This is a genomic window from Thalassospira sp. (genome assembly GCF_048059015.1).
Lineage (GTDB): Bacteria > Pseudomonadota > Alphaproteobacteria > Rhodospirillales > Thalassospiraceae > Thalassospira.
This window is the reverse complement of sequence record NZ_JBLLNT010000003.1, coordinates 159827-174588: the sequence shown is the minus strand read 5'-3', so window position 1 is coordinate 174588 and position 14762 is coordinate 159827. Positions and strand designations below refer to the sequence as shown.

Below are 14762 nucleotides of genomic sequence, written 5' to 3'. Positions count from 1 at the left end.
CCTTTTTTGTTTTTGGGTAATGATCTGGTCAGCGCGGTGTGCGCAATCGTTTTTCAACCGCATAATTGTGGATCGGCACACCGGCGACTTCGAAATCACGGCGTTCAACGACGCTAAATCCGTGCTTGAGCAAGAAGGATTTCGCAAGCTCGCTGGCTTCGGAATAAAGCTTGCCGATATCTTTTTCACGCGCCTTGGCTTCAAGGGCTTCGTAAAGCGTTTTGGCGACCCCTTTGCCCGCAACATCGGGCAGGGCATACAGAAAACCGATATGACCGTCGGCCTCGACATCGGTAAAGGCAACAACGCGGTCATTGGCATCAACCGCGACAAGGGCGACGCGGCCATCATTCATGATCTCGGCAAAGCGTTTTGCACTGGGCAGCAAATTGGCCCAGACGGCGATCTGTTCGGGGCTATAGGCCTTTGGGCCAAGTTCCGCGACCGCGTGTTTGTAAATCTCGACCAGCGCGTCAGCGTCGCTGTCCTGAAATGGGCGGATAGTGATCATTCCTGTGGACCCCAAGCGGTGTCAAAGAACTGACGTTCCAGATCAGTCGCGTGCTTGAAATAAGACAGGCATTCGGCGCGTTCGGCATCAGACAAGCCCGGCCCGATTTTATCAAGCTGGGTATTGAGATATCCAACGACGCTTTCGAAATAGTCGCCGACATGAAGATCAATCCATTCGGCATACCAGAAATCATCCGGACGTTTGGCAGTTGCCTTATTCACCCGATCTGCCCAACCAAGATAGGTGCCCTCGGCAACCGCCAGAACCGCAAGCATGTTGGCATAGCTGTTGGTGTTGGTTGCATCCTTCATCAATTTTTTGAAGTCAGTGGTCGCCTGCCAATCGGGCTGATTTTCGCGTGCATCATCTGTTACGCCAAGGGCGGCAAAGGACCGTTCGAAATAGGTGTTTTCTTCACCTGTGACGAGGGCGAGAAACTGACAACCCGGAATGCGATCCTTCAAGCTTGGCGCGCGTGAAACAGCAGCAGCCAGAAGGGCCACGAAGCGATCGATAAACCGGTGATCCTGAATAAGGTAATTTTCAAGATTTGCCTTTGGCAGGGCAGCATTCCCCCATGCATCGGTAAAGGGATGATGGGTAACGCCATGCCATTCATCCGCACAGCACGCGCGAAGCCAATCAGAAAAGCCGCCGGATGCGGTGCCTTGTTGCCAAGCCGGGAAGTCCGGTACGGATTTGTTCGTATCGATCGTCACTGCACGTTTCCAGTTCGTCTTTATGATTTTGCCGTTTTTTCATCTTGTTACATGACCGCCAAAATCGGGCAAGTCAGGAAGTAGGGGCGGTCGAAGATTGTCAAAAATCCACCATCTGATTGATGCGGATCAATGTGAAGCGGTAAATTATAATGTTATAAAATAATTCTGTTTGCTGCTCTTTCACAAGGAGAAAACCATGGTGAATGTTGGAACCGTTGATCGCCTTTTGCGGGCCTGTGCCGGTGTGGTGTTGCTTGCACTGCCATTCGTTCTGGCTACGCCCGAAGATGGCGGCATGGCATTTGGCGCATACGGCTGGGTCATGCTGGCTGCGGGTGCGATCATGATCACTACTGCCGCCTTGCGTTTTTGCCCGCTTTATATGCTGTTTGGCTTGCGGACCTGTCCGCTGTCCAAATAGGGCGCTTTGGTGGGGATCATATTGTCAGAACAGGTATAATTTTCTGTTCGAGCTGTTGCCAAGCCCGCGATATAGTGGCATCCGTTACATGCATGCTGTGTAAAGTACGCAACGCTCAAGACGGGCGATGTAACCGGCAACGAATAACGGAACAAAACGAATGAAACGCCTGAGCGACGACATTACCGTATCTCCGCAATTGCCGCTTGAAGCGATCGAAGAGATCGCCAATGCCGGATACAAAACCATCATTTGTAACCGTCCGGATAATGAAGATCCCGGTCAGCCGTCCTTTGCCGAAGTATCTGCCAAGGCAGAGGAATTTGGCTTGAAGGCGATCTTCCAGCCGGTTGCCAGTGGCAATGTTTCCGATGCGGATGCCGATACGTTCGCTGCCACACTTGCCGATGCGCCAAAGCCGATCTTTGCTTATTGCCGCAGTGGCACGCGTTGCACCATCCTTTGGTCTTTGGCTAGTGCTGGTGCAGTTCCGGTTCAGGATATTTTGAAATCGGCCTCGGATGCCGGTTATGACATGTCGCCGCTTTTGCCAAGGCTGGCCGCACGCGGATAACGCGTTTGACATCAGTGTGATGCGATGCGGATCTGTGCAAAAATGTCAGACTGCATCGCATAAATTGCACTATTCCTTTTTCGCGTTTCGTGACGATATATCCGCAGGATGCCAGATCAATTTTGACCTTCTGGCATCGTTTTGTCGTGTGATGCAGGTATGACTCTTAAAACGCGTGAACTTCCCGAAATTAACTTTCGATTGGCACAAGCCAGCGACATTGACGCGCTGTGTGAAATCGAAAACCAGTCCTTCGATATCGATCGACTGAACCGACGCGCCTTCAAGCGCTTTGTCGGCAGCGAAACCGCGCGCCTGTCGGTAGCCGCGAATGGCGATACGATTGTCGGTTACGCATTGGTGATTTTCCGTCGCAACGTCGCATTGGCCAGATTGTATTCGTTGGCGGTTGCACCGGAAATGCGCGGGCAGGGGATTGGTCGTGCCCTGATCGCGCGTGCCGAGGAACTCAGTCTTGATTTCGGTGCGCCGATCCTGCGCCTTGAAGTCAGTCAGAAGAATCAGACGGCAATTGATCTGTTTGCGTCGGCCGGTTACCGGGAATTCGCCCTTTATCCCGATTATTATCCGGACCATTCCGATGCGCTTCGCATGGAACGTGAACTTGTGCCAAACGCAATGGTTCTGCCGTCGCCCATTCATTTTTATCACCAGACGCTGCCATTCACCTGTGGACCAGCAGCATTGATGATGGCGATGAACGCGCTTGATGCGGATGTCGCGATGGATCGCAATCTTGAGATTGCCCTGTGGCGCGAAGCCACCACGATTTTCATGACGTCCGGGCATGGTGGCTGCGGGCCGCTTGGTTTGGCCTTGGCCGCACATAAACGTGGTTTTGACGCAGAAGTGCTCAGCAGCCGCGATGGCCCGTTATTTGTTGATACGGTGCGCAAACCCAAAAACCGCGAAGTCGTGGAACTGGTCCATTATGATTTCGCCCTTCAGGCACAGGATGCCGGTATTCCTGTCACCACCGGGCCGTTTGGCGTTGCCGAGATCGAACAACGCACCAAGCAGGGGCAAATGGCGCTGGTTCTGATCAGCCAGTATCGTATCTATGGCGATAAAATCCCGCATTGGGTGGTGGTGTCGGGTTTTGATGACCGGTTTGTCTATGTCAGCGATCCCGATATCGGTGAAGACCATGAACCATTTAATGGCAGTGATTGTTTGTCCGTGCCGATCTTGCGTCATGAGTTTGATCTGATGGCGCGTTATGGGCGTGATAAACTTCAGGCAGCAGTGTTCGTAAACAAAAAGGCCGGGTAAACCCGGCCTTTTGCATTTTGGTGTACCTGTCGTTCCCGGTTTACGGGCGCGCGATCTTGCCAAGTAAGTGGGCAATGATGCGACGATAAAGGTCCATTCCCAGAACCACGTCCTCAACACCCGCATCAACGTTCGGGTTGTCATTGACCTCAATCACCATCGGGCCGTGCGGCGTTTCCTTTACATCGACACCATAAAGGCCATCGCCCATCAGGCGCGCTGCGGCAAGGGCGGTGGACACGATATCAGCCGAGGCATCTTCGACCGGCAGGGTTTCAAAGCCACCTTCTTCAAAGCTTTTGCCGTCATCTTCATGTTTGACGATTTGCCAGTGACCGGGCGCCATGAAATAGCGGCTGGCAAAGATCGCTTCGCCGCCCAGAACACCAATGCGCCAGTCAAAGGTGGTTTCGACATATTCCTGAATGACAAGAAGTTCGGAGTTCTTGAACATCTCGGTCGCAACTTCATTGAGGTGATCGGGTGATTTCACCTTGCGCACCCCGCGCGAGAAGCAGCCATCTGGCACCTTCAAAACTGACGGGAAGCTAAATTGTTGGCCAATCTCGGCAATTCGGCGCTTATCAAAGATTGCGCTTTTCGGGGCTGGAATACGATGGGTGCGCAGCAATTCGGCAAGATACACCTTGTTGGTACAACGCAGCATCGAGTCCGGATCATCGATCACCGGAATGCCTTCCTTCACCGCGCGCTTGGCAAAGCGATATGTGTGGTGATCAAGGGCAGTGGTTTCGCGGATCAGAAGTGCGTCAAATTCCGAAAGGTGATGGAAATCCTTTGCGGTAATCAGTTCGGCCTTTGCCCCAAGATCGGATGCGGCCTGCACGAAATTGGCCAGTGCTTCCTTGTCTGACGGTGGCAGAACTTCATCCGGGTCATGCAGGATCGCGACAAGGGCCGTCGGCGGGGTGACGTTACCCTGTTTGCGCACGCGACCACGCAAATAAGCGCGAAGGGCCGCCTCGAATTCTGCAAGGTTGCTGTCATCCAACTGGCTCAGCGACGGCGCTTCGATTTCGCGCAATATCTTGCGATCCTGCTTGTTCAGATGCAGGCGCAGGATCGGGCAGCGGAACTGATCAAAGGCGCGTTCGGCAATCTGGCGGAACCGCTTATCCGTGGTACGGCCAAAATAGACATCGATATGATCAGGTGCCTGTTCCGGGCCATGACCGGATTTCGCCAGCGCGTCCATGATTTGCGGGCTAAGTTCCGAACGCGCGGTTTTCTGCAAACGCTTCCAGTTCAGATCCAACAAAACGTCTGCTTCGGGGATGACGCGTTCGGCACGTGCGGCGGCCAGAAGGCTGCAATAATATCCGCGCGAGAGATATTCATAGGATTGGCACAGGTTGATCACGCGCCGATTGCGCACACCATGATCAAGTGCGAGATAATCGCGCACCCGCATCACACGTGCGCCCGACACGTTAAAACGTTTGTCAGAGAGACGATCAACCAGGATCAGCGGTGCACCGGTGGCAACCGCCGGCGTGACATCGGTCTGCCCGACATAAAGGGCATGTTCAAGGCGAATGCCATCACTGCCGTCTTCGTAATAGCCCGGAAGGTCGGCGATTTTTTGATAGCCGTGACGCTCATACAGATTGCGTGCGGTCTCATTGGTTACGCGCACTTCAAGACGCATGCGTGTGCATCCCGCTTCCATCGCAAGGGTCTCAAGCCCTGCCAAAAGCTGCGTGCCCAGACCTTTGCCCCGCCAGTCTTGTGCAATTGCCAGTGAATAGATCCGTGCCGTGACGGTATTGGCGCGCAAAAGCAGCAAGCCATAACCAACAATCATCGGCGTGTCGGCATCCCCCGCATCGGCGACCAAAAGGCGCGCGCTTGCCTGACGCAAAAAGCGCGAAAAGGATGCGCGTGAGATCAGATCACTTTGAAAGTTGTCTGTCTCAAGGCTGCAAAGCCCATCAAGATCAGAACGAACAGCACTGCGGATAATGACGGTATTGGTCAGGGTCGAAGCCACTGGATGGACCTCCTTCGGTGGGATGTGCACACACTTTGCGCTCAACTTCCGGTACGCTCAAAGCAAAAATCTCACAAGTGCGTTTATCGTTCATAGCTATGCCATTTTTTCATGGGACATGACATAGCTGGCCCTCGACCTGCGGGGGGAATAAAAATATGCTGTTTCAAATAACTGCTATGAAACTTGTCACCATTGCAGAGCGTTATTCCCCATATATGATATTGGGGCAAAATCAAAGGTGATCAGAGCCAAAACCAACTGATCCGGCACCACGTACAAGGACACGATGTTTTTGAAAGATAGCTTCCCTCGCAACTTCCGGTCATATGGACGGCGCTTGGCTTTGGTTCCGCTTTTGATGGCGGGTACTACGCTTGCGGCCTGTTCAAGTGACGAGGGGCTTGGTGTTCTTGGCTTTGGGGCCGGATCAGATGCGCAGGTCGCGCAAAATGATCTGCAATCTGTGATCCCGTACTCGGTCGAAATCACGGGCATTGACCCGCACGAAGAAACCATGATCGCGGCATTAAATTCGGTCAGCACCGCACGCCGTTTGCAATCTCGTCCGACCGCATCGCGTGCCGGTCTGCAGCGCCGCGCCGAGGATGACATCGAACGTTTTCAGGCGGTGCTGCGATCCAACGGTTTCTATGACGGTCAGATCACTTTCGATATCCGCGAAAAGCCGATGCCTGCTGATGAAGAGGGCACCGAAGATGTTGCACCCAGCGATGCTGAGGATGCCGGCTCGGAAGGCGACGCCGTTGCTGCGGCAGATGCGCCAAAGCCGCTTTTGCTGACCTATAGCATTGATGTTGGAACGCCGTATCTGATCGGTTCGGTCGATCTGGTGATGACCTATCCTGATCAGGTGATCGAGCGTCCGGCAACAGATGCGGAACTTGAAAAAACCAAACTGCTGATCGGTCAGCGTGCCACGGCAGAACCGATCATTCTGGCCGAGCAATATGGTGTGGATCTTTTACGCGATCAGGGTTATCCGCTGGCGAAATCGACCAAGCGCACCGTAATGGCCAATACTGCCGAGAAAACCATTTCGATCACATATGCCTATGACACCGGCAAGAAAGCCAATTTTGGTGCAGTGACGGTCAATGGTGCCAATGAAGTCGATCCGGAATTCATCGCCGGTTACCGCAGCTGGCGGGCCGGTGAACAATATAGCCCCGAACAGGTGAAGGTCACGCGCCGCGATCTGGCCCAAAGCAACCTGTTTGACAGCGTGATCGTCAAGCCGGTCGGCCCGGTTGGCGAAAGCGGTGAAATCCCGGTCGAGATCAATGTGGTTGAACGCAAAATGCGATCTGTTGGCGGCGGGGTTGATTTCTCGACTGCCGATGGCCCGGGTGCCAATGCATTTTGGGAACATCGCAATCTGTTTGGCGCGGGCGAAAGACTGCGTTTGGGGGCTGATGCCTCAAGCTATGAGCAGGGCATCTCGGCAGAGTTTAAAAAGCCGCAGTTCCTGCAGCGTCGTCAGTCACTGGTGGCCAATGCCGAAGCCAAAAGCAACGATACCGACGCCTATAAGGGGGAAACGGTCGAAAGCTTTGTCGGGGTTGAACGCCCGCTTGGTGAAAACTGGTCGGCGACGCTTGGCGCGTTGGCGGAATATTCCGATCTGACGGGATCTGACGAGTCACCCGATGATCAATTCTATCTGGGTGGTGTGCGCGGTATTCTGCGTTATGACAATACCGCCAACCCGCTTGACCCGATCGGTGGTACGCGCTTTGAAATCAATGTTACGCCCTATATGGGCCTGACGGAAACGGATACCAATTTCACCACTGTCTCGATTGCGGGATCGCAGTATCTGTCGATTGATGATGACGGTGATTATGTGATGGCAGCACGTGCGCGCACCGGCACGATCATTGGCGAAGAACGCGGCAGCCTGCCATCAAACAAGCGCTATTATTCCGGTGGCGGTGGATCAATCCGGGGCTATGAGTATCAAAAGGTCGGGCCGCTTGATGATGATCATGATCCGCTCGGCGGACGATCTGTGCTGGAGCTTGGCTTTGAATTCCGCGCCCGTGTAACCGAAAGCTTTGGCATCGTGCCGTTTGTTGAAGGCGGCAATGTCTATGAACGCAGCGAGCCCGAAGACATCAGCTTGCTTTGGGCGGCGGGGCTTGGGTTCCGTTATTACACTGCTGTTGGTCCGCTTCGGTTTGACGTCGCTGTACCGCTTGATAAGCGTGACAATGTCGATGACGACTATCAATTCTATATCAGTCTGGGGCAGGCATTTTGACCCAATCTGACATGCCGACTTCCAAGGATGTGAAACCCGCCAAACGTTCCGTTTCTGCCCATAAGTGGCTGAAATATGGTGCCTATGGTGTGGGTGGTGTTGCGCTTTCCGTGATCGGGCTTACGGCCCTTGCCGGGACAGGGCCGGTGTTGCGTCTTGTAACGCCCATGATCAATGAAACGGTCGCAGCCGCCACCGACAGCCAGTTTGAAATTGGCCGGATCGAAGGCAGTCTTTGGACTGGATTGCATCTTGATCGCCTGTTGATGGATCGCGCGGCAGATGGATTTCATCTTGAGCTAAGCGACGTTGATTTTGATTGGTCGCCCATCGCACTTTTGGGCGGGCGCCTTCAAATCAACCGCGTCGGCCTGGCCAGTGCCAATGTGTTTTTGCCTGACGGATCGCTGCCCGATAATGCGCCCGAAGAAGACACTGAAAACAGCGGTGGTTTTGCCTTGCCGCTTGCCGCGTCACTGGATGCGTTGGAGCTTGGCGAAATCGCGATTGTCGATCAGATCAGCGGCAATAGTTTCCTTTATAGCCTGCGCGGAAAGGCACGCGTGGGCACGAACCTTTCGGCGGATGCTGCGATTGATTTGGTGCCGCGTGATAGCGGTACGGACCGGCTTAAACTTGACCTGTCGTTTGATGGGCCCAAACAGCAATTGGCCGCCGAAATTGATGGTGCATTGGGGCGTGACGGGCTTGTCATGACGCTTGCCGGTGTTGATCCCGAAGTTGCGAGTGACATCAAGATTGCGCTCAATGGTGATGGCCCTGCCAATGACTGGAAGGGCAAGCTTGATCTGACTGCAAATGGCTATGCCGTATTGTCATCTGATATCGGTGTGCGACTGTCATCCGATGTGTTGGCATTTTCACTTGATGGTGGCTTAACCCCGCTTGAGCGCATTACCGAACAAGTCCCCGAACCGTTGCAAAAAAACATTTCGTTGGGCATTGGCGGGGCGTTTAATCAGGCCGAACAAACCCTTGGCTTTGATCGTATCAATGTCGCGATCCCCGATGCGGTGTCGCTTGGCGGTGCAGCCGATCTTGATCTGGATGAGAGCCAGATTGCGGCAAACGTCACGGCCGATATTGATCCAAGCCTGTCAGCGCTGATTGAGGATGCGGTATCGTGGGGGCAGCTTGGTCTGTCGATTAAGGCCAATGGTAACCTGGCCATGCCCGGCGTTGAGATTGCGGTAAATGGACGTGACGTTCAAACCCCGGTCTCAATGATTTCGAATGTTGCGGTTCAGGCCAGTATGCCAGCACCTGACGAGGGTGATGCATTGATGCCGAAACTGTCGGTATCAACGGATGGCAGCGTGTGGAATGATCCAGGGCTTGGCGCGTTTCTGGGTGCAAAGCAGGACATATCGGTTGATGCGCAAATCGCACCAAGCTTCGATCAGTTCATGCTGCGCAATCTTTTGATTGCGGCACCACAAATGACGCTGCGCGGACAGGCTGATCTTGATGAAAACTTTGCGGTTTCGAACGCCAATTTGGCTGCTGATGTTTCGGATCTTGCGATCTTTGCGCCGATTTCCGGTCTGGATCTGAGCGGGCAGGGTAATGTTCGCCTTGATAACCTGATCTGGTCGACCGAGCAGGGGCTTAATACCGATATCGCGATTGCAACAACGCAAACCGGATTTGGCATTGCCGATCTTGATCGCATCGTAGGGCTAAACCCGGTGATCAAAGGGGCGGTGTTGCTCAGCCCCGATCTTGATCTTGCCGTTGATATCCCGAACCTTGAAACCGCGATGATCACGGGTCCGGTCAAGGTCGATATAAGCCAGGACTTCGCAAAACTTGCTGTGACCAGTGAGCTTGATCTGGCACCGGGTGTTGTGCCACCCGGCATTGGTGTGGCTATTGCGCCAGCAAAGCTGAATGTTGCGTTGAATGGTGATATTGCAGCGCCCCCGGGAAACATTAACTTGCGGGTCCCAAGTATCGAGGCTGGTGGCCAGAAGTTTGAGAATGTCCGGCTTGCGACAAACATGACCTGGTCGGATCAGGCTGTCCTGTCGCTGATCAATCGTGCGCAGTTTGCGCTGGCGGGTCGGGACTATGATCTTGGCGCAAATGTTATCCTGCCAAGTGATGGCTTGCGGGTCGAAGCTATTTCCCTGCGTGGCGATCATATTGAACTGACCGGTGCGATAGGCCTTCCGGACTATAGCGTGCCGATGCGCGGGGCGATTTCGCTGTCGCGACTGGATGCGCAGATGCTGGGTGATTTCGGTGTACCGTTTGCCAATGGCGCGATAACCGCCGATGTCGGGTTTGAGCCCGATGGAACAAGGCAAACTGTCAGTCTTGCTGCTGTGGCGAAGGGCCTTCGAATGGCGGGCGAGGACGATGCCAACCCGACCATGATAGAGGATATCGTTCTTGATGCGTCGGTTGGCAACACGTTTGATGCGCCTGAAATCAATGCCGAGATCAATGGATCAGATATTGCTGCAGGTCCGATGGCGATCAGCGATGTTGTTTTGCGCGTGACCGGTGGGTTGGATGCCTTGGCTGTTGCACTTCAAAGCAACGGCACGTTCCAGGGCAATGTGCCGATTAAGACCGATCTGGCGGCGGACCTGTCGCTTGGTGATGATACCAGTGTGACGGCAAGCAAACTTAACGCCGATATTGGCGATCAGAAAATCGCCCTTGATCGACCCTTGCAGTTTGTTCTGACCAAGACGGGGCGTCAGCAACTTGACGCCAGTTTGAAAGTGGGATCGGGCACGCTTACGGCAAATCTCGATCAGGAAGCAGCACAGAAATCGATCGCCGGTGATGTGGTTCTAAGCGCGGTCGAGCTGGGTCCATGGGGTCGTATTGTCGGCTTTGACGGGCTTAGTGGTACGGCGAATTTAAGTGCGTCCTTGCGTGAAACGCGTGGGGTGCTGCCAGCCGCGAATGTCACAGGCCGAATCACGGGTATTCGTGCCAAAGCGGTTCAGGACATGCAGCCATTTGAAATGGCGCTTGATGTGGACCTGGCGAAGGGGGTGCTTGCCGGGCAGGCGTCACTTGGTAATTCCGATGTGCAAATCCTGTCAGCCAAGGGCAATGTGCCACTGGCTATTTCGGTTCTGGAGCAGAACTTTAGCCCGGATATGACGGCGCCTATGTCCGCATCGGTCCGCATTGATGGCGAGATTGCCGAATTCTGGCCTTATGTTCCGGCACCTGATCATGTGATGTCAGGCGATATCGATCTTGCCCTTGATGTGGGCGGGACGCTCGATGACATCCGCTGGAACGGCAATATGGCGCTGGCGGATGGCAAGTACGAGAACCTTGTCTATGGCACCATTCTGGATGAGATGACGCTTGCGGGCACATTTGATCAAAGCGGTCTTTCGATCCCGTCCTTTACCGCAACCGATGGCGGCAATGGGACTGTAAACGCATCTGTTGATGTAACGATGGGGGATGGTGGTGCTGTTGATTATGACGTCGCAGCCAAACTTGTGAATGTTGCGCTTTCACGTAAGGACGAGCTGCAATTTTGGGCCAATGTCGATAGCAAGGTGACAGGCAACCTTGAAGGTGCCGACATTCAAAGCACGGTCGCCGTTCAGCGCGGCGAGGTGGATTTGACACTGGCATTGCCGGAATCTGTTCCAACGATTGAAGTCGCCAATCTTCCGACCGCCAAGGAAGAGGAAGCCGCCAAAAAGGCCAAAGAAAACGAGAACGGTTTCAAGGGTAATCTTGATGTCGTTGTCGACATTCCCGGTCGGTTGTTTGTGCGCGGCAAGGGCCTTGATTCCGAATGGGGTGGGCGGCTTGAAATTTCCGGCACCACGGATGAGCCGATCATAACGGGTCAACTCGCGGCCCTTCGTGGGCAGCTTGATATCATCGGCAAGACATTCGTGATAAAGGATTCCAAGATCACCTTTGCCGGGGGATCGCCACCCGATCCGATGCTTGATATCGCAGGTGTTTACACCACCGATGATCTTGTCGTGACTGCTGGTTTTCAGGGGGCAGCAAGTGATCCGGAACTGGTTCTGACATCCAATCCTTCCCTGCCAGAAGATGAAATTCTGTCGCAGGTCCTGTTTGGTAAATCCCAAGGCAGCCTGAGTGCGGTTGAAGCCGTTCAGCTTGCAAGCGCGCTTAATGAGCTATCAGGCGGTGGCACCGGGCTTGATGTGGTTGGCAGTATTCGCCGCTTTATCGGCGCGGACGTTTTGCAGGTCGGTGGTGGCGAAAGCGGGCCGGAGGTCAAGGTGGGAAAATACCTGACCGAGGGGGTCTATGTCGGCACCAAGGCGGGCGCAACGCCGGGATCAAGCGGGGTCGAGGTCGAAATTGAAATCACGCCAAATATCAGTGTGACGAGCGAGACGACCGAGATCGATAGCAAGGCAGGCGTTCAGTACCGCCTTGATTACTGATCCAGTATCAGATCGCTGATATCGACCAAGGCACCGTGACGACAAATCACGCGGCCTGCGACCTTTTGCGCAACGGCGATTGATTGTTCAACATCATGGCCCAACGTGCGCGCGGCCAAAAACGCCCCGTTAAAGGAATCGCCCGCCGATGTCGTATCAACGATGTCACTGATGGCGGGCGGGGTGACGGTGCCGTTCTCACCGTCGCGATTGGCCCAAAAGGTCGGATCACCACCGGATTTGACAATCACCTCGCGTACGCCCGCGTCAAGCCAGCGCGTTGCTGTTTGCGTAGGTGACGTATCGCCAAAAAGGGCCGCGTCGTCATCAAAGGTCGGCAGCATGGTATCGCAATGGGCCGCAACCGCCTGATAGGCCGCAATTGCAGTCTGATTATCCGACCACAGGCGCGGGCGGTGGTTGGTATCGAAATAAACCTTGCCCCCGGTGCGCGCATAATCCGCCACCAGATCGATCAGTTTTGCCCGGTCCTCAGGTGCCAGGATCGCAAGGCTGATGCCTGATAGATAAAGCCCGTCAAAACCGGAAAATTCTGCGCGAATTTTGCCGTCATGACCGCCCCCCAACATCTGTTTTGCTGCCGCCTGATCGCGCCAATAGGAAAAGCTTCGTTCGCCCGTAGCATCGGTTTGAATGGTGTAAAGTCCGGGCAGTGCACCATCGATCCGGCGCACCAGATCGGTCGCAATACCGTCATTCTGCCAACTTGAAATCATTGCATCGCTATAGGCATCGGTACCAAGGGCAGTGATATAGGACGCAACATTCTGTGCAGCCCGATCAATCAGTCGGCTGGTGCGTGCCATATAGGTCGCGGCATTTAATGTGTCCCCGGCAAAGCCGAGTTTTGCTGCACCAAAAACGGCATCCGGCTGCGCACCGGAAAGCTCAAGCATGCATTCACCGATAAAGGCGATCTTTGGCATTTGGGGACCTGTAAATTGGGGGAACGGGTTGGGCGCGATTAATCGCCAATCGGCTGGCGGCCGGTCGGCGGATTGACGGTCAGAAGCGATGATCTGATACGGCGCAGCTTTTCCTTGGCCTGATCAGGCATGCGACGCGCAACGGCAGTTGCGATCACGTCAATCGTTGCCAGAAACGCATGGCGGGTCGCGGTCGGCTTATAGATATCGGGGTTTTCGGGCATCTCGATCCCGATCACCAGATCACTTTCGGCCGCAAGAGGGCTGTCGGGATTGGTTAGCGAGATAACCTTTGCCCCATATTGCCGGGCAATGGCAGCTGAATGAATAAGCTCGGTCGGGCGACCGCTGGTCGATATGGCAAAAACAACGTCTTCCGGTCCAAGGGTGGAAGACAGCATGCGCTGCAAATAGCCATCGCTTTGTGACTGTGCGGGAATGCCAAGGCGGAAAAAACGGTTGGCGGCATCAAAGGCAACGGTCGTCGAACCACCCCCAACACCAAAGAACGCAATCTGACGCGCCTTGACCAGAATGTCGGCTGCACGGTCCACCTGATCAGAGGATATCTGATCACGCAAAAGACGCAGGTTATCGATGATGACGCCCAAAACGTGACTTGAAAGAACGTCTGCGGCAGTTGTGTCATCCGAGATATCTTCGGACGTCAGATACTGCATACTGACCGCAAGGTTTTGCGCCAGACGCATTTTGAAATCACGAAAACCGTCACAGCCAAGTGTGCGGCAAAAACGGATCACGGTTGGTTCGCTGACTCCGACATTATTGGCGAGATCAGATAGCGCAATCGTCGTCACAGCTTCAAGATTGTCGCTGACATAATCGGCAACCAATTGTTCCCGGTTCGGGAAACTGCCCGACTGGCTGCGCAGCAAGCTGATGATGTCGGCGGTCGGTTGCATGGGCTGTGTCCGGTTCTGTTTTAAAAGTCGGGCAGGGGTGCCAACAAAGGCACCCCATTGGGAATTATCACTTTTCCGGCTTATAGGCGATAGCTTCGATCTCGATCTTGGCATCGACCATCATCTGCGACTGCACGGTCGAACGTGCCGGACGCTCGCCCGGGAAGAATTCGGCATAGACGCGGTTAAACGTCCAGAAGTCGCGGGTATCGGCCAGCCAGACATTCATCTTGAACACATCATCAAGGGTGCAATCGGCAAGAGCAAGGGCCGCCTTGACGTTTTCCATGGTCAGACGGGTCTGGTCTTCGATGCCGCCATAGGCAATCTCGCCATTTTCTTTCATGGCAACCTGACCGGAAATATAGACGTAGTCGCCTGCGCGTACGGCTGGCGAGAATGGAAGTTTCTGTCCGCCGGCACCGCTGCGTTCATTGCCGTAATGTTTGATCGCCATGGAAAATCTCCCTGTCTTGGCTGATGGATGTCGGACAAATGTCTGTCCGTTTTAAAATGTAGTTTAACTACCTAAATCAGCTTTCATTTCCGGTCAAGTACGGAAAAATCATCGATGAGAGTAGAAAAATATGTAGACAAGCTACAAAAGTGATCTCAGTATGTAGAAAAATTACATAAAAGA

Annotated in this window: 11 protein-coding genes; 5 read left to right on the top strand and 6 right to left on the bottom strand. The window is 54.1% G+C overall.

Annotated features, from left to right (window positions below; genetic code table 11):
* Positions 1 to 28: 28 nt before the first annotated feature.
* A complete protein-coding gene (locus tag ACMZ66_RS04670; protein WP_416934907.1) occupies positions 29 to 511 on the bottom strand; it encodes a GNAT family N-acetyltransferase in 483 nt (160 codons plus the stop codon).
* Entirely contained in the window at positions 508 to 1233 is a 726-nt protein-coding gene (locus ACMZ66_RS04665; protein ID WP_416934905.1) for a TenA family protein, read from the bottom strand. Before ACMZ66_RS04665 ends, ACMZ66_RS04670 begins: the two co-directional genes overlap by 4 nt.
* A 199-nt stretch (positions 1234 to 1432) precedes the next feature.
* Here ACMZ66_RS04665 and ACMZ66_RS04660 point away from each other — a divergent pair, with 199 nt between their 5' ends.
* From ACMZ66_RS04660 to ACMZ66_RS04650, 3 genes are all read left to right on the top strand, one after another.
* Complete coding sequence (locus ACMZ66_RS04660; RefSeq protein WP_416934903.1) at positions 1433 to 1657, top strand: DUF2892 domain-containing protein; 225 nt, start codon at positions 1433 to 1435, stop codon at positions 1655 to 1657.
* 160 nt (positions 1658 to 1817) lie between these two features.
* Positions 1818 to 2231: a TIGR01244 family sulfur transferase gene (locus ACMZ66_RS04655; RefSeq protein ID WP_416934901.1), complete on the top strand. Its 414-nt coding sequence runs from the start codon at positions 1818 to 1820 to the stop codon at positions 2229 to 2231.
* Positions 2232 to 2390: 159 nt separating this feature from the next.
* Entirely contained in the window at positions 2391 to 3524 is a 1134-nt protein-coding gene (locus ACMZ66_RS04650) for a peptidase C39 family protein (RefSeq protein WP_416934899.1), read from the top strand.
* A gap of 40 nt (positions 3525 to 3564) precedes the next feature.
* Here ACMZ66_RS04650 and ACMZ66_RS04645 read toward each other — a convergent pair whose 3' ends face one another.
* Positions 3565 to 5535: a GNAT family N-acetyltransferase gene (locus ACMZ66_RS04645; protein ID WP_416934897.1), complete on the bottom strand. Its 1971-nt coding sequence runs from the start codon at positions 5533 to 5535 to the stop codon at positions 3565 to 3567.
* A gap of 340 nt (positions 5536 to 5875) precedes the next feature.
* Between ACMZ66_RS04645 and ACMZ66_RS04640 the strand changes: the two genes are divergently transcribed.
* Together ACMZ66_RS04640 and ACMZ66_RS04635 are read left to right on the top strand one after the other, a co-directional pair.
* On the top strand, positions 5876 to 7819 hold the full coding sequence (locus ACMZ66_RS04640; RefSeq protein WP_416934895.1) for an autotransporter assembly complex protein TamA: 1944 nt from the start codon (positions 5876 to 5878) through the stop codon (positions 7817 to 7819).
* Positions 7816 to 12252, top strand: a complete 4437-nt coding sequence (locus tag ACMZ66_RS04635; protein ID WP_416934893.1) for a translocation/assembly module TamB domain-containing protein — start codon at positions 7816 to 7818, stop codon at positions 12250 to 12252. The genes ACMZ66_RS04640 and ACMZ66_RS04635 overlap by 4 nt, the downstream gene beginning before the upstream one ends.
* Here the strand turns inward: ACMZ66_RS04635 and ACMZ66_RS04630 are convergent.
* From ACMZ66_RS04630 to ACMZ66_RS04620, 3 genes are all read right to left on the bottom strand, one after another.
* Positions 12246 to 13199: a sugar kinase gene (locus ACMZ66_RS04630; protein ID WP_416934891.1), complete on the bottom strand. Its 954-nt coding sequence runs from the start codon at positions 13197 to 13199 to the stop codon at positions 12246 to 12248. The two genes, ACMZ66_RS04635 and ACMZ66_RS04630, sit on opposite strands and share 7 nt — an antisense overlap.
* 38 nt (positions 13200 to 13237) lie before the next feature.
* Entirely contained in the window at positions 13238 to 14122 is an 885-nt protein-coding gene (locus ACMZ66_RS04625) for a MurR/RpiR family transcriptional regulator (RefSeq protein ID WP_416934889.1), read from the bottom strand.
* 67 nt (positions 14123 to 14189) lie between these two features.
* Positions 14190 to 14579 (bottom strand): RidA family protein, encoded by a 390-nt coding sequence (locus ACMZ66_RS04620; RefSeq protein WP_416934887.1) that lies wholly within the window; start codon positions 14577 to 14579, stop codon positions 14190 to 14192.
* Positions 14580 to 14762 lie beyond the last annotated feature (183 nt).